The sequence below is a fragment of the Pseudomonas sp. MIS38 genome (assembly GCF_019891575.1).
GTDB classification, from domain to species: Bacteria; Pseudomonadota; Gammaproteobacteria; order Pseudomonadales; family Pseudomonadaceae; genus Aquipseudomonas; species Aquipseudomonas putida_A.
The window spans coordinates 11,986-33,164 of record NZ_JAFLXF010000008.1; the positions used below are offsets into that span (position 1 = coordinate 11,986).

Genomic DNA, 21,179 nt, shown 5'->3' on the forward strand with positions numbered 1-21,179 from the left:
GGGCCGGTACAGACGCCGAAGATTACAAGCCCTCCAGCTCCGCCATCAGATCATTCAAGCGATCCACCTTGTCCTCGGTCATGTCACTCGCCGCCAGGCCTTCGATGTACTCGGCCAGTTCCTGCACCGTGCTGCACTCGAACATCGCCCGCAGCGGCACATCGCGTTGCAGGGTTTTCTGCACCCGCGAGGCGATCTGCGTGGCCAGCAATGAATGTCCGCCCAGCTCGAAGAAGTTGTCGCGCACCCCGACCTTGTCGACCTTGAGCACCTCGGCCCAGATGTCGGCCAGGGTCTGCTCCAGTTCGTTGCGCGGGGCCAGGTAATCCTCGCTCTGCAACTGACCGATCTCCAGCGCCGGCAAGGCCTTGCGGTCTAGCTTGCCGTTGGCGTTGTGCGGCAGCTGATCGAGCCACAACCAGTGCAGCGGCACCATGTATTCCGGCAGTTCGCTGCGCAGGCGTTGCTTGATCCGCTCCAGACGTTCGCTCGGGTTGAGCGCCGAATCCGCCGCGACCAGATAGCCGACCAAGTGCTTGCCATTCACGCCTTCCTGCACGCCGACCGCCGCATCGCGGACTTCCGGCTGTTCGTGCAGACGCGCTTCGATTTCACCCAGTTCGATGCGGTAACCGCGAATCTTCACCTGATGGTCGACCCGGCCAACGTACTCCAGCACCCCGTCACTGCGCCGCCGCGCGAGGTCACCGGTGCGATACAGACGCTCGCCCGGCGCGCCGAACGGGTTCGGCACAAATACCGGCGCGGTGCGCAGCGGATCGCTGACGTAACCGCGACCGACACCGGTCCCGGCCACGCACAACTCACCCACCGCGCCCAGCGGCACCAGTTCCAGCGCGCCATCGACCAGATACAGCAAGTTGTTGTCGGTCGGCGTACCGATCGGCAAATAGCTGCCGCGAGTCGAAGCCATGTCCACACGGAAGAACGCCACGTCATCCGAGCATTCCGCCGGGCCGTAAGCGTTGACCAGACCAATGTCCGGGTAACGCAGCAGCCACTGGTGCGCCAGTTCCGGCGGCATCGCTTCGCCGGTCGGCAGCATCCAGCGCAGGCCGTCGAGGCTCAGGCGATCGGAGGCGAGCATGCCCTGAATCAGCGACGGCACACTCTCCAGCACGGTGATGCCCTGCGCCTGTACATGCACCAGCAAGCCTTGCGGATCGTGGGCGATGGTGTTCGGCACAATGTCCACCCGCGCGCCGAACAACGGCGCGGCGAGGAACTGCCAGACTGAAATATCGAAGCTTTGCGAGGCGGTCTGTGCGATCACGTCGGCGTCCGTCAGTTTCAGGTACGGCACCTTGCTCAACTGGTTGTTGAGCATGCCGCTTTGCTCGACCATCACGCCCTTCGGCAACCCGGTCGAACCCGAGGTGTAGATCACGTAAGCCAGATTGTCCGGGCCACTGTGGATGCCGAGGTTGTCCGCGGAGGTCGCGGCGGCCTGAAGATCTTCCCAGACCAACAGCCGCGGACGGTTGGCGCAGCTGAATTCATCGAGCAAGGTCTGCGCCTGTTCGCGGCAGGCTTCGCTGCACACCAGCACCGGCGTGCGGCTCAGCTCGATGATGCGTTGCAGGCGCTGGCTCGGCAGGCCCGGGTCCAGCGGCAGGTAACCGGCACCGGCCTTGAAGCTGCCGATGATCATCCCCAGCAGATCGAGATTACGCTCGGCCAGCAATGCCACCGGTTGATCCATCTGCACCCCGGCCGCAACCAGTGCATGACCGAGACGGTTGGCATTGTGGTTGAGCGCGGCATAGCTCAGTTGCTGTTCGAGGCAAGTGGCGGCGATGCGCTGCGGGTACGCCGCGACCTGCGCTTCGAACAGCGCCACGTAGCTCTGCTCCAGCGGATAGTCGTGGGCGCTCTGGTTGCAGCCGTGCAGCAGGAAGTCCTGTTCCTCGGCGCCCAGCAGCGGCAGATCGGCCATGTCGCCGTGGAAACCCTCGACCAACGCCAGCAGCAGGCGCTTGAACTCGCCGAGCATGCGCTCAATGGTCGACTCGTCGAAGTAACGCTGGTCATACGACAGATGCAGACCGAGGTCATCGCCCGGGTAGCACACCGCTGTCAGCGGGAAGTTGGTGTGAGTGCGGCCGGAGTCCGAAGTCGCATTGAGGCTCTGCGCACGGTCCAGTACCGAGACTTCCACCGGGGCGTTTTCGAACACGAACAGACTGTCGAACAGCGGCTGGCCTTTCGGCAGTTCGCTCTGCTCCTGAATGTTCACCAGCGGCAGGTATTCGTACTCGCGCAGTTGCATGTTGCTGTCGAGCAGGCCGCTCAACCACTGGCGCACACTGGCGCGCTGATCGTCCGCCGGGATCTGCACCCGCAGCGCGATGCTGTTGATGAACAGGCCGACGGTGCGTTGCATCTCCGGCATTTCCACCGGCCGCCCGGCCACCGTCACGCCGAACAGCACGTCGCGATCACCGCTCAAGCGGCGGAGTACCAAGGCCCATGCCGCTTGGGCGAAGGTGTTGATGGTCAGTTGATGGGCCTGGGCCAGCTCACGCAGACGGGCGCCATCTTCAACGTTGAGACGGGTATAGCGATCACCGACGATCATGCCGCCGCTTTCGCCGGCGTGTTCGCGCAGGAACGGCCGGTCGCTCGGGATCGGCGTGGTGCGTTCGAAACCTTGCAGGTTCTGCTGCCACCACTGGCGTGCCTCGGCCAGGCTCTGGCGTTGCAGCCAGCCGATGTAGTCGCGGTAACGCGGCGGCACCGACAACTGTGCTTCGCGCCCCTCACCGAGGGCGGTATAGATCTCGAAGAAATCGTTCATCAGCAGCGAACGGCACCAGGCATCGATGAGGATGTGGTGGTTACTCATCATGAACCAGTAACGCGCCGCACCGACCTTGATCAGGCGCAGGTGGAACGGTGCCTGATTGAGCAGATCGAATCCGGCCTCGCGCTCGCTTTTCAGCAGCGCTTGCAGCTTCGGTTCTTGCTCGTCCTCGGCGATGGCGCTCCAGTCCAGGTACTCGATCGGCGTACGACCCGGGGTGTGGATCACTTGCAGCATGTCCTCGCCGACGTTCCAGCAGAACGACGCACGCAGCGCTTCATGACGGGCGACCACCGCTTGCCAGGCCTGGGCGAAACGCTCGGGATCGAGCTCGCTGTTGATGCGGTAGCGATCCTGCATGTAGTACAGACCGGTGCCCGGTTCGAGCAAGGTGTGCAGCAACATGCCTTCCTGCATCGGCGTCAGCGGGTAGACGTCTTCGATCTGCGCCGCCGGCACCGGCAGTGCATCGAGTTGCGCCTGGGTCAGTTTCGCCAATGGGAAGTCCGACGGCGTCAGGCCGCCGGCTTCGTCTTGCAGGCAATGTTCGATCAGGCTTTGCAGCTCACCGAGGTAGGCGTCGGCCAGATCGTTGATGGTTTGCGCCTCGTAGCGCTCGGCACTGAAAGTCCAGCGCAGCAGCAGTTCGCCGCCGTACACCTGACTGTCGATGCTCAACTCGTTGGGCAACGGCGCCTGCGGATCGTGGGCCGCACCGACCGGCTCGTCCAGCGGACGGAACAGCGCATCGCTGGCGAAACTCTGATCGAACTGGCCGAGGTAGTTGAAGGTCACCGGAGCATTCGGCAACGCCGCCATGCTGCGCTGACTGAGGTCATCGGCCAGATAACGCAACACGCCATAACCGAGGCCTTTGTGCGGTACCGCGCGCAGTTGCTCCTTGATCGCCTTGATCGAAGCGCCCTGCCCGGCGGCCTCTTCGATGTTGTGCGGGGTCAGGCGTAATGGATAGGCGCTGGTGAACCAGCCGACGGTGCGGGTCAGGTCGATCTCGTCGAACAGCGTTTCGCGGCCGTGGCCCTCCAGTTGAATCAACGCCGACGGCTGCCCGCTCCAGCGGCACAGCACGCGGGCCAGCGCGGTCAGCAGCAGATCGTTGACCTGTGTGCGGTAGGCCCGCGGCGCCTGTTGCAGCAGTTGTTGGGTACGCTCGGCATCCAGGCGCACGCTGACGGTTTGCGCGTGACGATTCTGTTGTCCGCCCTGCGGGTTTTCGCACGGCAGATCGGCGTTCGATCCGGCCAGTTGGCTTTGCCACCAGTTCAGTTCTTCACGCAGTGATTCGCTGCCGGCGTAGGCCTGCAAACGTGCCGCCCAGTCCTTGAAGGCACTGGTTTTCGCCGGCAGTTTTACCGACTGTTCGGCTTCGAGCTGGCGGTACACGGTTTGCAGATCGTCGAGCAAAACGCGCCACGACACGCCGTCGACCACCAAGTGATGAATCGCAATGAACAGGCGTTGCTGCCCTTCGGGACCATCGACCAGTAAGGCGCGCAGCAGCGGGCCGTTCTGCAGATCGAGACTGCGCTGGGCATCAGCGAACAGCGCTGCGCACTTGTCCATCGCCGCCACCCGCACCTGCCACAACACCTCGGCGTCGGACACCGGTTGATGCGTTGCTTGCCATTGATCGTTGACCTGGGTGAAGCGCAGACGCAGGGCGTCGTGCTGTTCGATCACTGCCAGCAGCGCCTGCTCCAGACGATGCGGTTCCAGCGCCACGCTCGGCTCCAGCAGCAGCGCCTGGTTCCAGTGCTGACGCTCAGGAATATCAGTGTCGAAGAACCAGTGTTGAATCGGCGTCATCGCCGACTCACCGACCACCAGTCCCTGCTCGGCAGTGACTTGCTCGCTGCGGCTGGCGACAGCGGCGAGGGTCTGCACGGTCTGATGCTGGAACAGATCCCGCGGGCTGAAATGAATGCCCTGCTGCCGCGCGCGGCTGACCACTTGAATCGACAGGATCGAGTCGCCGCCGAGTTCGAAGAAGTTGTCGTTGAGACCGACCTGCTCGACGTTGAGCACCTCGCACCAGATCTGCGCCAGGGTCTGCTCCAGCTCATTGCTCGGGGCGACGTAGTGCTGACGGTTCAGCTCGGGATCCGGTGCCGGCAAGGCGCGGCGGTCGAGTTTGCCGTTGGCGGTCAGCGGCATGCTCGCCAGCAGGATCAGGTGCGTCGGCACCATGTAGTCCGGCAATTGCGCCTTGAGGTGCGACTTCAGTGCTTCACGCAGTTCGGCCTGTTGCGCTTCGCCTTGCTCGGCGACGTCGCTGACCAGGTAGCCCACCAGTTGCTTGCCGCTCGGCGCATCCAGCGCCAGCACCACCGCTTCGCGGATCGAGTGGTGATCGAGCAGACGGGTTTCGATCTCACCCAGCTCGATGCGGAAACCACGGATTTTCACCTGATGGTCGATCCGCCCCAGGTACTCCACCAGCCCATCGGCACGCTGGCGCACCAGATCGCCGGTGCGGTACATGCGCCCGCCATCGGCGGCAAACGGGTCTGCCACGAAACGCTCGGCGCTGATGCCCGGACGGTCGTGATAGCCCTGCGCCAGACCGGCGCCGCCGACGAACAACTCACCGGTCGCACCTTGCGGTACCAACGCCAGATCGGCGTCGAGAATGTAAGCCACGCGATCACCGATCACGCTGCCGATCGGCACGCTGCCGGCGCCTTCTTCCAGCACTTCCGGGGCGAGACTGGCGAGCGGCATGACCACCGTTTCAGTCGGGCCATAGGCATTGAAGAACAGACTCGGCTTGAACGCCGCGCGAATCCGTTGCAGGTGTTCGCCGGTCAGCGCTTCGCCGCCGGTGATGATCATCCGCACCGGCAGAACCTGGTTTTGCGTCGCGAGGAACTGCGCCAACTGGCTGCCATAGCTCGGGGTGAAGCCGAGCACATTGATCCGGTGGGTGCGGATCAACCCGCAGATTTCTTCCGCATCCCACTGCCCTTGCGCTCGCAGCACCACGTGCGCGCCGCTGAGCAACGGCACCAGCAGACGCTCGGTGGCGGCGTCGAAGTTGATCGAATAGAAGTGCAGCTCGCAGTCGTCCGGGCGCATGCCGAAACGTTCGATCACGGCCTGGCAATGCATGGCGATTTCACCGTGGGACACCACCACGCCTTTCGGCTTGCCGGTCGAGCCCGAGGTGTAAATCAGATAGGCCTGATGCTGCGGCAGGCTGATAAAGGGCAGCTCAGTGGCCGGGTAATCCGCCAGCGCCGCGCTGTCATCTTCCAGGCACCAGCGCGCCACGCTCGACGGCAAATCACCGAGGGCAGTGAACATCGCCCGGTCGCTGAGCAGCAGACCGATGCGGCTGTCTTCGATCATGTAGTGCAGGCGATCGAGCGGATATTCCGGGTCCAGCGGCACATAAGCGCCGCCGGCCTTGAGAATCGCCAGCAGGCCGACGACCATTTCCAGCGAACGCTCCAGCGCCAGACCAACCCGCACTTGCGGGCCGACCCCACGCTCGCGCAGGGCCCAGGCCAGGCGATTGGCGCGGGCATCGAGTTCGGCGTAGCTCAAAGTCTGTCCGGCGAAAGTCAGGGCCGGGGCATCTTTGCGCGCCAGCGCCTGCTCGGCGAACAGGTGATGGATGCACTGGTCGAGACGACGTTCGCCCGGTTCAACGCCGAGGCTGTCGAGCAACTGCTGTTGTTCAGTCGGGGCGAGCAGCGGCAACTGGCTCAGACGCTGTTGCGGATCGGCGATCAACGCTTCCAGCAGGTTGCGCCAATGCTGGGCCATGCGCGCGATGGTCGGTTCGTCGAACAGGTCGGTGCTGTAGGTCAGGCAGCAACCGAGGCGATGATCGAGGTCGGTGACTTCCAGGTTGAGGTCGAACTTGGTCGCCCGCGCATCGTTGGCCAGGTACTCGACGGTCATCCCGGCGAGCATCCGGCTCTGCTGGAATTCCCAGCGCTGCACGTTGCACATCACCTGGAACAACGGGTTGTACGCCGCACTGCGCGGCGGTTGCAGCGCTTCGACCAGATGATCGAACGGCAGGTCCTGATGCGACTGGCCTTCGATAACGGTGTGGCGCACTTGCTCGAACAGTTCGCCGACCGACATCTGGCCGTCGAGCTGGCAACGCAGCACCTGAGTGTTGAGGAATGCGCCGATCAGCCCTTCGCTTTCCGGGCGGATACGGTTGGCCACCGGCGCGCCGATGCGCAAGTCGGTCTGGCCGCTGTAGCGGTAGAGCAAGGTGGCGAGCGCAGCGGTCATGGTCATGAACAGGGTCAGACCGTTCTGCGCATTGAACGCGCGGACGCGAGCGGCGAGATCGTCGCTCAGATCGAAACGGAACAGCTCACCCTGGTGGCTTTGCACCGGTGGCCGCGGACGGTCGCCGGGCAGTTCCAGCAACGGATGTTCGCGACCCAGTTGCGCGGTCCAGTAGTCGAGCTGGCGCTGACGTTCACCTGACTCCAGCCACTGCCGTTGCCAGACGCTGTAATCCAGGTACTGCACCGGCAACGCTTCAAGCGGCGAATCGCGGTCATCGACGAACGCTTCGTACAGCGCGCTGAGCTCGCGGGCAAAAATATCCATCGCCCAGCCTTCGGTGACGATGTGATGCAGGGTCAGCACGAAGTAATGCTCGTGCTCGGCGGTCTTCACCAGACAGGCGCGAATCAGCGGGCCGCTTTCCAGGTCGAACGGCAGATGCGCTTCGTCATCGGCCAGTTGCTGGACCTGCTGCTCACGCTGGTCAGCCGGCAGTTTCGAGAAGTCCTTCCAGCCCATGCGCACGCCGGTCTCGGCATGCACCTGTTGACGGGCCACGCCATCGACGCTCGGGAACGTGGTGCGCAGGGTTTCGTGGCGCAGGATCAACGCCTGCAAGGCTGCCTCGAAATGCTCGACGTGCAACACGCCGCGCAGGCGCGCCATGCCGCCGACGTTGTACGCCGGGCTGTCCGGTTCCATCTGCCAGAGGAACCACATGCGTTGCTGCGAATAGGACAGCGGTACGGCTTGGCGGCGATCGACTTTGGCAATCGGCGGCTGTTGGTTGGTCTGGCCGCTGGCCTGGATCAGGCGGATCTGCTCGGCGAAATCGCCGAGTTCGCTGTGCTCGAACAAGGCGCGCAACGGCAACTCGACGTCACAGGCCTGACGGCTACGCGAGATGATTTGTGTGGCCAGCAACGAGTGCCCGCCGAGGGCGAAGAAGTCGTCGCGCAGACCGATCCGTGGCAGACCCAGCACTTCGCGCCAGATCGCGGCGATCTGTTGTTCCAGCTCGGTGACCGGTTCGATATGCTCACGCACTTGCCACTGCGGCTCGGGCAAGGCGCGACGGTCGAGCTTGCCGCTCGGGCTCAGGGGCATTGCGTCCAGGCGCATCAGTTGCGCCGGGACCATGTATTCCGGCAGTTCGCCGGCCAGCGCGGTTTTCAGGCGGGCGATCTGTGCGTCCTGATCTTCGCTGGCGTCGGCGGCAGTGAAATAGCCGATCAGTTGCGCACCGGCTGCGGTTTCCCGTACCAACACCACGGCCTGGGCGACGCCGTTTTGCGCCAGCAGCCGCGCCTCGATTTCTTCCGGTTCAACGCGGAAGCCACGCAGTTTGACCTGCTGATCGAGACGCCCGAGGTATTCGATCACGCCGTCCGAGGTCCAACGTGCACGGTCGCCGGTGCGGTACAAACGTGCGCCCTGCTCGCCCAACGGGTCGACCACAAAGCGCTCGGCCGTCAGCGCCGGGCGACCGAGGTAACCCCGGGCCAGACCGATGCCGCTGATGCACAGTTCACCCGGAACACCGGCCGGCACGGGATTGAGATCGGCGTCGAGCACGCGGCAGATCACATTGCCCAGCGGCCGGCCAATCGGCGAACGCTCGCCGTCGGCCGTGGTGCAGTGCCAGTGGGTGACGTTGATCGCGGTTTCGGTCGGGCCGTAACGGTTGTGCAGTTGCACCGCCGGCAGCTGCGCCAGCACGCGGTTGCGCAGTTCCGCCGGCAGCGCTTCACCGCCGGAGAATAACCGGCGCAGGCTGGTGCATTCGGCGCTCAGCGGCTCATCGATGAACAGCGCGAGCAGCGGCGGCACGAAGTGCAGCGTAGTCACGCCGTACTGCTGAACCAACTGCGCGATGCGATGCGGATCGCGGTGTTCACCGGGGCCGGCGATCAACAGACGCGCGCCAGTGATCAGCGGCCAGAAGCACTCCCACACCGACACGTCGAAACTGATCGGCGCCTTTTGCATCAACACGTCGCTGTCGTTCAGGCGATAGCTGTTCTGCATCCACTGCAGCCGTTCGGCCAATGCGGCGTGGGTGTTACCGACGCCTTTCGGTTGACCAGTGGAGCCGGAGGTGTAAATCACGTAGGCGAGATTGTCGCCGTGCAGGTGCAGACCCGGTGCCTGACTGGGCCAGTTTTCCAGGTGCAACGCGTCCATGGCGATCACGCTGACGCCGTCACTGGCTGGCAGACGGTCGAGCAATGCAGTCTGAGTCAGCAGCAGCTCGACACCGCTGTCGCTGAGCATGTAGGCCAGACGGTCGGCCGGGTAATCCGGGTCCAGCGGCACATAAGCGCCACCGGCCTTGATGATCGCCAGCAGGCCGATCAACAGTTGTGGCGAACGCTCGGCTGCAATTGCCACGCACACATCCGGGCCGACACCTTTGTCGCGCAGATAATGCGCGAGACGGTTGGCCTGGGCGTGCAATTCGGCAAAATCGAGACTGCCGCCGTCCCACACCAGCGCGGTGCGTTCCGGAGTCTGGCGCGCCTGTTCGTTGAGCAATTCCGGTAGCCAGTGTTGCGCCGGGGTGCACGGGGCGATGCTCCATGCTTGTTGCTGTTCGTGCTCGCATGGAGTCAGCAATTGCAGGTCGCCGATCGCCTGCTGTGGTTGCTCGCAGACGGCGCGCAGCAGATTGCTGAAGTGTTCGGCCAGACGCGCGATGGTCGCTGCGTCGAACAGCTCATCGGCGTAGTCGAAGGACAGGGTCAGGCGCCCGTTGCGATCTTCTTCGCTGTGCAGTTGCAGGTCGAACTTGGCTTCGCGGCTGTGCCACGGCAACTCTTCGGCGAGCAGACCCGGCAGGCGCTTGAGCGCACTCAAGTCGCGCTGCTGATGGTTGAACATGACTTGGAACAGACCCTGCTCGCGGGCCTGCGGGAACGCCTCGAGCAGTTGTTCGAACGGCAGATCCTGATGGGCCTGAGCACCCAGTGCAGCCTCGCGGGTCTGCGCCAGCAACTCGACAAACGACAGCCGCGAATCAACCTCGGCACGCAGCACCTGGGTGTTGATGAAGAAGCCGATCAAGCCCTGGGTTTCCAGGCGCGGACGGTTGGCGTTGGGGATGCCGATGCGGATATCGCGTTGACCGCTGTAGCGGTGCAGCAGGCTCTGGAACGCCGAGAGCAACAGCATGAACGGCGTCGATTGATGCGCCTGCGCAGTCTGCTTGATCGCGTCGCTGAGGCTGACGCCGAGGCGCACACTGTGGCGCGCAGCGCTGTGCAATTGTTTGGCCGAACGCGGATGATCGGTGGCCAGTTCCAGCACCGGATGTTCGTCGCCCAGCCGGGCTTTCCAGTACGCCAGTTGCCGCTCGCCCTCGCCTTGCGCCAGCCACTGGCGCTGCCAACTGCCGTAGTCGGCGTATTGGGTGGGCAGCGGCGCGAGTTCGGCGCGCTGGCCTTGGGATGCCGCAGCGTACAGGCGCGAGAATTCGTCGATCAGCACGTTCAGCGACCAGCCGTCGGCGATGATGTGGTGCAGGGTCACCAGCAACTGGTGATCTTCGTCGTCGAGACGCACCAGCGTCACCCACAGCAGCGGGCCTTTTTCCAGGTCGAACTGGGTGCGCGCTTCGTTTTCGCGGATCTGTTGCGCGCGGGCTTCACGCTCGTGCGCCGGCAGGTCGCTGATGTCGATCAGTTGCAGGTTGAATTCAGGTGCGGCGTCGACTTGTTGCAGCGCTACGCCGGCGCGCTCGAAGAAGCGCGTGCGCAGTGACTCGTGGCGCTCAATTAGTTGCTGGAAGCTGGCGCGCAACGCGTCTTCGTCCAGCTCGCCGCGCAGACGCAGGGCGCCGGGGATGTTGTAGGCGCTGCTGTGCGGGTCGAGTTGCCAGGTGATCCAAAGTCGGTTTTGCGCCAGCGATTGCGGCAGTGCTTCGCTGCGCGACAAGGCGTTGATTGCGTCTTGGGCGTTACCGCCATCCTGTTGCTGCTGCGCCACGGCAGCGGCGAATGCCGACAGGGTCGGTGCTTCGAACAACAGGCGCAGGTTCAGCTCCAGGCCCAGTTCTTCGCGCACCTTGGCGATCACCTGAGTTGCCGCAATCGAGTTGCCGCCGAGCAGGAAGAAATGATCGTCGGCGTTGACCTGTTTGAGGTTGAGTTGCTCGGCCCAGATCTTGCCAATCAGCGCTTCCAGCTCGGAAGCTGCCAGGGTCGGCTCGGTACTTTGCAGCTCGGCGGAGGGGAACACCGCGTAGCTGTCGAGGCTGCCATCGGCCAGACGATTGCGGCACGCCGAGCGTTGCAGCTTGCCGCTGGACGTCTTCGGCAGCGCGCCCGGGTTGAGCAGCACCACCACGTTCGGCGCCTCTTGATAGGCCTCGGCCACCGCTTGGCGAATAGCTTTGATCAGCGCTTCGGGCGGCAGGATTTTCTGCACGCTGCGGCTGATTTCTGCGGCGATGCCAATGCCTTCTTCACCGCCTTGAGTGACCGCGAATGCCGCGACGCGACCTTTGCGCACCACCTCCACTTCGTTCTCGACGGTCTTCTCGATGTCCTGCGGATAGAGGTTGTGGCCACGCACGATCAGCATGTCTTTCAGGCGCCCGGTGATGAACAGTTCACCGTCGCGGATGAAGCCCAGATCGCCAGTGCGCAGCCAGGTGCGGCCGGCGTGCTGAACGAAGGTTTTGGCGCTGGCCTCGGGGTTGCGCCAGTAGCCGTGAGCGATGCTCGGGCCGGCGGCCCAGACTTCGCCGACCGCATTGTCATTGAGTTCTTGCAGACTGCTCGGCTCGACGATCAGCACCGCATGCTCAGGCTGGCTGATGCCGCAACTCATGATCGGGCTGCCGTCGCCCGGTTCAGCGCGATTTTGCGCCAGTGCCTGATCATCGACGCGCAGCGCAGGAATGCCGGTGCCCCGTGGTGTGCCGGCGACGAACAGGGTCGCCTCGGCCAGACCATAGGAGGCCATGAAGCTGTCTTCGCTGAAGCCGCACGGGGTGAACTTCTCGGCGAAGCGCTCAAGGGTATCGAGACGGATCGGTTCGGAGCCGGAATAGGCCACGCGCCAGCGGCTCAGGTCGAGGCGCTCCAGCGCCGATTCGCTGACCCGCTCGCTGCACAAACGATAGGCGAAATCCGGCCCGCCGCTGATGGTGCCGCCGTATTGGCTGATCGCTTCAAGCCAGCGCAACGGGCGACCAAGGAAGTACGCGGGTGACATCAGGATGCACGGTACGCCGCTGAAAATCGGCTGGAGTAATCCGCCGATCAGACCCATGTCGTGGTACAGCGGCAGCCAGCTGACGATCACATCGTCGGGGTTCACGTCGATGCCGAAACCGTGGCGAATCAGCAGCTCGTTGGCCACCAGATTACCGTGGCTGACCTGCACGCCTTTGGGCAGCGCGGTGGAGCCGGAGGTGTATTGCAGGAAGGCGATGTGGTCTTGCGGCAAAGTCGGTTCGACCCAGCGCTCGGCCTGGGCGTTGTCGAGGGTATCGACGCACAGCAACGGCGGCGCGCCGTCGATTTGCTGCAAGGCATCGCGCAGGTCGGCACTGGTCAGCAGCAGACGCGGTTCGGCGTCGGCAATGATCGACAGCAGGCGTTCCTGATGATGACGACGGGCAGACTCCGGTGGATAGGCCGGCACGGCGATCACCCCGGCGTACAGGCAACCGAAAAACGCCGCAACGTAATCCGCGCCGCTGGGAAACAGCAGCACCGCGCGATTACCGAATTCAGCCTGGGCCTGCAACGCGGCCGCAATGGTCCGCGCGCGCTGATCCAGTTCGCGGTAACTGAGCACCACGCCCTGCTCCTCGGTTTCGGCGAGAAAGCGCAGGGCCAGGCGATCCGGCGTCTGTGCCGCACGGCGCTGGAGGGCTTGGACCAGAGTGCTGGGGAGTTCGAACGCGTCGGTCATGAGGTTTCCTGCCTGAATTCGGCTTGCTAAGTGGAATCGGGTTGCTGCGTCACGCCGGTCGAGGGCGTGCAGGGCGCGGTCTGTGCCGACCGCGCAAGGCATCGGAATGCTGTCTGGCCGGGGCTCGGTACCCGGAACCATTCACCAATGAGAACGGATGACGTCTTGAAATAATTAGTCGGCAGGCTGGATCGCCAACAGAGGCTGGGGTGTGGCGGTGTGTCGCAGTTCTCGATTCGCACCTTTACGGAGCATTAGTTCTCTTTCTCAATTGACAATCATTATCATTCAACATAATTTGTCGCTCGATGTGTAGGACGGCCTCGTCCCCCGGCGTCCCACTAACCTATTGGCAGCAAGGTGATTTCCATGACGGAACAAGTATCCACAAGCAGGTGCGATTCACCGCTACTTCAGGCCTTCGTCGACAATCGACTGATTCTGGTGAAGATCGCAGCGCGCATTACCGGCTGCCGTTCGCGCGCCGAAGACGTGGTGCAGGATGCGTTCTTCCGCTTGCAGTCGGCCCCGCCGATCACGTCGTCGATCAAGGCGCAATTGAGTTATCTGTTCCAGATCGTGCGCAACCTCGCCATCGATCACTACCGCAAACAGGCGCTGGAACAGAAGTACTCAGGCCCGGAAGAGGAAGGGTTGAATGTGGTCATTCAGGGCGCTTCGCCGGAAACCTCGCATATCAACTTCTCGACGCTGGAACACATCGCCGACGCGCTGACCGAACTGCCCAGCCGCACCCGCTACGCCTTCGAGATGTACCGTCTGCACGGCGTGCCGCAAAAGGACATCGCCAAGGAACTCGGCGTTTCGCCGACCCTGGTCAACTTCATGATTCGCGATGCGCTGGTGCACTGCCGCAAGGTGTCGGGCAGTCGTGGGGATGCGGCTTCGATGGGTCGTCGCTAAGCCCTGAATTCGGCGTCAAGCCATTCGCGAGCAAGCCCGCTCCCACATTTGACCGGCGTACACAGGTCGATGTGGGAGCGGGCTTGCTCGCGAATGCAGACTTGAAACCGCAATAGATCCCAGGCCTTGTCACTTCAGGCCAGCTTGCACCGATCAAAAAACCGCTCACGCCCCAGAATCATCAACGCCGCACGCTTGTGCGGGAAATCGAATTCCTTCTCGCAGTGGAAGCACTGATTCTGCATGTGGCCGATCATCTTCGCGTTGTCGGCACGCGGTTCGGCGACCACGCGCTGGGTACGCGGATCATCCAGAAACAGATAGTGCACCAGCGCCGACAACCAGCTCGCGACCTTGTGCGGGCCACGGTGATTCTCTTCCCCCACCAGCATGTGAATGCCACGGTCGTAATTGTCGACATCATAGAACGGCGCGATGCGATCTTCCTTGGCCCAGTAGGCCTCGAAATAGGCAAACGGCTGATCGTCGAAACAGCCGATCAACGTCAGCGTGTGCGGATCGGCGTCGAGCTTGCTCAGGTATTCGCGATGCTGCTCAAGACTGCCCTCCTCCTGCCAGAAACTGGCGACACGCGGACTGTTCTGCCAGCGATTGAACCGCGCCAGATCCTGCTCGATCTCCAGCGTGCGCAGGGAAATCCACGCCCCGAGGCGTGCATCGAAACGTCGATAGACTTCACCGCGCGGCTTGACCGGGCGCTGCGGATGGCGCTTGCCCTGGCTGATCACCATTTGTTGCGGGTAGCTGCCGCTCAGCGATGTACCGAGCCATGGCTGCGGCAATTGCCAGAACAGGGTGCGCTCGCAACGGTATTCGCCGGCCACTTCGGTGCTGACCAGCAAGCCGCTGAGCAAGGCTTCGGTGGGTGGCTGATCCAGCTGCCAGAGCAATTGCTGGCGCTCCGGCTCACGGGCGAACAACCAGTAACAGGCAGCCCACAACGCCAGGCCGGGCGGCAGGGCAAAACGCTCATCGAGCTGAATCGGGCCGGTGCCGTCACGATTCAGACGCAAGCGAACCAGCGGTTGCCCGTCCAGGCTCAGGCTCAGACGGCTTTCAGTAGCATCGGCTACCAGTTCACTGCCCGAAGGCAAGGCCAGGGCAGTCAGGTCATTCAGATTGGACATGGGTCGGGCTCACGATAATCGTCGACAGTTCAACGATGGGACGTGAGCCGCACGGGAAAATTTAGCCGGCGGGGTCAAATCAGTGTTGCGGTACCGGTACCAGAGCGATCTTGTATGGCTCGAAAATCTTCAGCATCTGCCCGTTGTCCCGCAGCTCCTGCAACAATTTGCCAAACGCCTCGCCGGTGATCGGCGCGGCCGGGCGCAGAATGGAGTAATGGTGATAAACCTGATCGATGCGCTGCGACACCAGCAACTTGTCAGCCACCTTTTCGTTGCGTTTCAAGTAGTCGAACAGGTAGGAGCGCGTGACCAAGGCGATGTCGGCGCGCCCGCGCAGCACCATCAACAGGTTGCTGTCATGGGAATAGGTCAACGTGGCCTTGAACGTATCCGCGAGAAATTTGGGGTCGGCGTTGAAATTGGCGAACTCGTAGTGATAACCGCTGTACAGCGCCAGCCGCTTGCCCTTGAGGTCCGAGAAGTAATCCTGCTGCCGACCCTCTTCGCGTTGCGCGACGAAAATCTCGGCATCTTCCAGCCCCATATCGACCGTGGTGTGTGGAATGTCCTTCCAGCCCCACTCCGGGTTTTCGAAAATCGCCATGTCGGTGCGCCCTTCCTTCAAGTCACCGAAACGCCGGGGAATCGAGGTCGGTACCAGGACAAACTGATACTCCGTCTGCAACGCATTCAGCGCTTCGACCAATTCCGGCAGCAGACCGGTGTCGGCACCGTTTTCCGGGCGGATGGTGTAAGGCGGAAAGTGCGCGGCGCCCACTCGAACCAGTTGCGCCGCCTGCGCAGGCAGCCCTGAAAATGCCGTCAGCGCGACGAGTACCAGCCCCGTGGCCGTCCGAATTGGCGAAGACTTCAAAACACCCCACTCCCCGAAAAAATACCGATCAATGCATTCAAGCTAGGCGGTTTCGCCCAGTTAGCCAGTTTCCTGACCTGTTGAAACGTGGGTTAACGCTCTTCGAGCACCAGAATCAGCGCTTCATCGGCCAACTGATCGAGGCTCAGGCTGCCGCCGGCACGAAACCAGGTGGTGGTCCAGGACAGCGCGCCAGTGAGAAAACGTCGGGTAATGAATACATCGCCACGGATAAACCCCGCCTCCTTGGCTTCGCCCAGCACCTGCAGCCAGATGTCTTCGTAGACATCGCGCAGGGCCAGCACCCGGGCCTGACCTTCTTCGGACAGCGAACGCCATTCATAGACCAGCACCGCCATGGCTTCGCCGCTGCCGCCCATGATCGACTGCAACTCGCAGCGAATCAGCGCCAGCACCCGCTCGCGCACGTTACTGGCTTCAGCCAACGCGGCGCGCATCAGCGCGGTGTTGTAGCGGATGGTTTCTTCCATCACCGCCCGGAGGATTTCATCCTTGCTCTTGAAGTGATGAAAAATGCTCCCGGACTGGATCCCCACCGCCCCCGCCAGGTCACGCACCGTGGTGCGCTCGTAGCCTTTGTTGCGGAACAGGTGAGCGGCCACTTGCAGCAGTTTGCCGCGGGCGCTGTCGGGGTCAGTCAACTGGCCCTGGTCGACCAGTTCGCGCATGACCCTCAGGGCTTTTTGCTCGTCCACCCGTTCTCTCCTACAGTCGATCAGTCTGTTGCCCCCTGAACACGCAGGGTTGCGCGCAATTTAAGCCGCGGGCCGCAACCAAGCAAGCGCTTGGGCAGAAGATATTTCAGTGGTTTACAAACCAAGCGCTTGCTTGGTAGCCTCCAGACACTTCTGTCGCAGGTTCCTGAGTCGGAGATAAAAATGCCCACCACCGTTCGGATCGGATGCGCCAGCGCATTCTGGGGTGACACCAGTACCGCCGCCGCACAACTTGTGGCCGGCGGGCAGCTGGATTATCTGGTGTTCGATTACCTGGCCGAAATCACCCTGTCGATCATGGCCGGCGCGCGCATGAAGGACCCGCAGGCAGGGTTCGCCGGGGACTTCGTTGAGGTGCTCGCGCCGCTGCTGCCGCAACTGGCTGAACAGAAAATCCGCGTCATCAGCAATGCCGGCGGGATCAATCCGAAAGCCTGTGCCGCCGCCCTGCAGGCTGCCTGCGACAAGGCCGGGGTCAGTCTGAAAATCGCCGTGCTGCTCGGCGATGACCTGCAACCGCAATTCAAGCAACTTGCCGCCCAAGGCATCCACGAAATGTTCAACGGCACGCCGCTGCCGCCGATGTGCGTATCGACCAACGCCTACCTCGGCGCACCGGGCATCGTCGAAGCCCTGCGCCTGGGTGCCGACATCGTCATCACCGGGCGCGTGGTCGACAGCGCGGTGGTCAGTGCGGCGCTGGTGCATGAGTTCGGCTGGGCGTGGCACGACTACGACAAACTGGCCCAGGCCGCGCTCGCCGGGCACATCATCGAATGCGGCGCGCAATGCACCGGGGGCAATTTCACCGACTGGCGCGACGTGCCGGACTACGAACACATCGGTTTTCCCATCGTTGAAGTCAGTGCCGACGGCCAGTTCATCGTGAGCAAACCCGAAGGCTCCGGCGGGTTGGTGACGCCGCTGACGGTTGGCGAGCAGATGCTCTATGAAATCGGTGATCCGCAGGCCTATCTGTTGCCGGATGTGGTCTGCGATTTCACTCAGGTCAAACTGCAGCAACAGGGCAAAAACACCGTGCATGTCCACGGAGCCAAAGGCCTGCCGCCCAGCGATAAATACAAGGTCAGCGCGACCTGGCCGGACGGTTTCCGCTGCACCGCCAGTTGCCTGATCGCCGGCATCGATGCGGTGGACAAGGCGCGCCGCGTCAGTCAGGCAATCATCGCCAAGACCTCGGAAATGTTCAGTCAGCGCGGCTGGCCGCCCTACAGCGAAGTCAACATTGAACTGCTCGGCAGCGAAGCCACATACGGCCCTCACGGCCAGCGTCGTGACAGCCGCGAGGTGGTGATCAAACTTGCGGTGCGCCATCCACTGAAACCGGCGCTGATCCTGTTCTCCCGGGAAATCGCCCAGGCTGCCACCGGCATGGCACCGGGACTGACCGGCATCGTCGGCGGACGGCCGACGGTGTATCCGCTGATCCGTCTGTTCTCATTCCTGATCGATAAAACCGCCTGCAGCCTGCACATCGACATGGCCGGTGAACAGCATCCCTGCGCCCTCCCCGCGCAAATGCCGCTCGACAGCCATGACCTGCCAACCCCCGACCAGCCACCCAAACCCCAAGGCCGCGCCGACGCCAGTGTGCCGTTGGTGAAACTGGCGGTGGCGCGCTCCGGTGACAAGGGCAACCACAGCAACATCGGTGTCCTGCCGCGTCGACCGGAATACCTGCCCTGGATCGCCGAAGCGCTGACGCCGGCGGTGATCGTCGACTGGATGCGCCATGTGCTCGACCCGATCCACGGCCGGGTCGAACGCTGGTACCTGCCCGGCACCCACAGCCTGAATTTTCTGCTGGAGAACGCGCTTGGCGGCGGTGGCGTGGCGAGTCTGCGCATCGATCCCCAGGGCAAGGCCTTCGCTCAGCAACTGCTGGAAATCCAGATCCCGGTGCCGCAGAGCATCGCCGAACAACTCGACTAGAGGTTGGGCTTCATGGCTTACGCATCGATTTTCAAAGCCGATCTGTTCAGCGGCCAGACCATCATCGTCACCGGTGGCGGCAGTGGCATCGGCCGTTGCACCGCGCATGAACTGGCGGCGCTCGGAGCCACTGTGCTGCTGGTCGGGCGCAAACCGGAGAAGCTGCAAAAGGTCGCCGCCGAAATCAGCGAAGACGGCGGCCGCGCCCATTGGCAGGCCTGCGATATCCGTGACGAAGACGCGGTGAAACAACTGGTCGCCGGGCTGATCGCAGAACACGGGCCGATCCACGGTCTGGTCAACAATGCCGGCGGCCAGTACCCGTCACCACTGGCCTCGATCAATCAGAAAGGCTTCGAAACCGTGTTGCGCACCAATCTGGTCGGCGGCTTCCTGATGGCCCGGGAAGTGTTCAACCAGTCGATGAGCAAGCACGGCGGCAACATCGTCAATATGCTCGCCGACATGTGGGGCGGCATGCCCGGCATGGGCCATTCCGGCGCGGCACGTTCGGGGATGGACAACTTCACCAAAACCGCCGCGTTCGAGTGGGGGTACGCCGGGGTGCGGGTCAATGCAGTGGCGCCGGGCTGGATCGCGTCCAGCGGCATGGACACTTATGAGGGCGCGTTCAAAGCCGTGATCCCGACCCTGCGCGAACACGTGCCACTCAAGCGCATCGGTACCGAATCGGAAGTCAGTGCAGCGATCGTTTTCCTGCTCAGTCCGGCGGCGGCGTTCATCAGCGGCAGCACCTTGAAAATCGATGGTGCGGCCAGTCTCGGCAGCCGCGCATGGCCGTTGCACAAGGCAAGCCACAGCGAGTCGTTCAACGGTTTCCATCGGGCGTACCTGCCCGACGTGCTCAAGGACAAGGAGTAAGCCATGCCGCAGATCCAGTCCCAACTCGATCCGCACAGTGAAGCTTTCGCGCGCAACTGCGCGGCGATGCTCACGGCCATCGAGCAAGTCCAGCAACTGGAACAGAACCTGCTGAACAAGGCTGCCGAAGCCAAGGGCAAATTCGACAAGCGCGGGCAACTGCTGCCCCGCGAACGCCTGAACCTGCTGCTCGACCCCGGTGCGCCGTTCCTCGAACTGGCGAGTCTGGCCGGCTACAAGCTGCACGACGACAAGGACGGCAGCGCTGCCGGTGGCGGCCTGATCGCCGGCATCGGTTACGTGTCCGGCATACGGGCGATGGTGGTGGCCAACAACAGCGCGATCAAGGGCGGCACGATCTCCCCCACCGGCCTGAAAAAATCCCTGCGGCTGCAACAGATCGCCCTGGAAAACAAACTGCCGGTGATCACTCTGGCCGAAAGCGGCGGCGCCAACCTCAATTATGCGGCGGAGATATTCGTCGAAGGCGCACGCAGTTTTGCCAATCAGGCGCGGATGTCGGCCATGGGGTTGCCGCAAATTACCGTGGTGCACGGCTCGGCGACGGCCGGTGGCGCCTATCAACCGGGGCTGTCGGATTACGTGGTGGTGGTGCGCGGCAAGGCCAAGCTGTTTCTCGCCGGACCGCCACTGCTCAAAGCCGCGACGGGCGAGGTCGCCACCGATGAAGAGCTGGGCGGCGCCGAGATGCACGCGCAGGTCGCCGGCACCGCCGAGTACCTGGCCGAGAACGATGCCGACGGCGTGCGCCTGGTCCGCGAGATCTTGCGCATGCTGCCGTGGAACGAGCAATTGCCGTGGCTGCCGGAGCCGCAATACAAGGCGCCGCTGTACCCGATCGACGAGCTGCTCGGGCTGATTCCCGACGACCCGAAGAAGCCCTACGACGTGCGCGAAATCGTTGCGCGGATTGCCGATGAATCGGAGTTTCTCGAATTCAAGGGCGAGTTCGATCAGCAAACCATCTGCGGCCAATTGAAAATCCAGGGCCGCGCCTGCGGCTTGATCGGCAACAACGGCCCGATCACCCCCGCCGGCGCGAGCAAGGCCGCGCAGTTCATTCAGCTGTGCGACCAGAGCCAGACGCCGCTGCTGTTTTTCCACAACACCACCGGCTTCATGGTTGGCACCGAGTCCGAGCAGCAAGGCGTGATCAAACACGGCTCGAAACTGATTCAAGCGGTGGCCAATGCGCGAGTGCCTAAACTGACGATTGTCGTCGGTGGCTCCTACGGTGCCGGCAACTATGCGATGTGCGGACGCGGTCTCGATCCACGTTTCATCTTCGCCTGGCCCAACAGCCGCACCGCGGTAATGGGCGGCGCGCAGGCCGGCAAGGTGTTGCGCATCGTCACCGAGGCCAAACAGCTCAAGGAAGGCCTGGTGCCGGATCCGAAAATGCTCGACATGCTCGAACAGGTCACCGCGCAGAAACTCGACAGCCAGTCCACCGCGCTCTACGGCAGCGCCAACCTGTGGGATGACGGCCTGATCGATCCGCGCGATACGCGCACCCTGCTCGGTTACCTGCTGGATATCTGCCACGAAGCCGACATCCGCACGCTGCAACCCAACAGCTTCGGCGTCAGCCGCTTCTGACTGCCACAGATCCCAAG

The 21,179-nt window shown here is 63.1% G+C and carries 8 protein-coding genes; 4 read left to right on the forward strand and 4 right to left on the reverse strand.

Annotated features, from left to right (window positions below; genetic code table 11):
- Positions 1-22: 22 nt before the first annotated feature.
- Complete coding sequence (locus tag J1G18_RS11315; protein ID WP_223007668.1) at positions 23-13,021, reverse strand: non-ribosomal peptide synthetase; 12,999 nt, start codon at positions 13,019-13,021, stop codon at positions 23-25.
- Positions 13,022-13,390: 369 nt separating this feature from the next.
- On the opposite strand from J1G18_RS11315, the gene J1G18_RS11320 reads away from it, so the two are divergent.
- Entirely contained in the window at positions 13,391-13,945 is a 555-nt protein-coding gene (locus J1G18_RS11320; RefSeq protein WP_027613402.1) for an RNA polymerase factor sigma-70, read from the forward strand.
- 134 nt (positions 13,946-14,079) lie between these two features.
- Here J1G18_RS11320 and J1G18_RS11325 read toward each other — a convergent pair whose 3' ends face one another.
- The 3 genes from J1G18_RS11325 to J1G18_RS11335 all read right to left on the reverse strand — a co-directional run bounded on the left by J1G18_RS11325 (position 14,080) and on the right by J1G18_RS11335 (position 16,686).
- Complete coding sequence (locus J1G18_RS11325; protein ID WP_134786993.1) at positions 14,080-15,093, reverse strand: GNAT family N-acetyltransferase; 1,014 nt, start codon at positions 15,091-15,093, stop codon at positions 14,080-14,082.
- A 79-nt stretch (positions 15,094-15,172) separates the two neighbouring features.
- Entirely contained in the window at positions 15,173-15,970 is a 798-nt protein-coding gene (locus tag J1G18_RS11330) for a substrate-binding periplasmic protein (RefSeq protein ID WP_027613404.1), read from the reverse strand.
- A 92-nt stretch (positions 15,971-16,062) separates the two neighbouring features.
- Complete coding sequence (locus tag J1G18_RS11335) at positions 16,063-16,686, reverse strand: TetR/AcrR family transcriptional regulator (RefSeq protein ID WP_223007670.1); 624 nt, start codon at positions 16,684-16,686, stop codon at positions 16,063-16,065.
- Between the two features lie 183 nt (positions 16,687-16,869).
- On the opposite strand from J1G18_RS11335, the gene J1G18_RS11340 reads away from it, so the two are divergent.
- The 3 genes from J1G18_RS11340 to atuC are packed head-to-tail and all read left to right on the forward strand — an operon-like array spanning position 16,870 to position 21,162.
- The gene (locus tag J1G18_RS11340; protein ID WP_223007672.1) at positions 16,870-18,660 is read left to right on the forward strand and encodes an acyclic terpene utilization AtuA family protein; all 1,791 of its coding nucleotides are present in this window, start codon (positions 16,870-16,872) and stop codon (positions 18,658-18,660) included.
- 12 nt (positions 18,661-18,672) lie between these two features.
- Positions 18,673-19,542, forward strand: a complete 870-nt coding sequence (locus tag J1G18_RS11345) for an SDR family oxidoreductase (protein ID WP_223007673.1) — start codon at positions 18,673-18,675, stop codon at positions 19,540-19,542.
- 3 nt (positions 19,543-19,545) lie between these two features.
- Positions 19,546-21,162, forward strand: coding sequence for a geranyl-CoA carboxylase subunit beta (gene atuC / locus J1G18_RS11350; RefSeq protein ID WP_098964870.1), 1,617 nt, complete (start codon positions 19,546-19,548; stop codon positions 21,160-21,162).
- Positions 21,163-21,179: the final 17 nt, after the last annotated feature.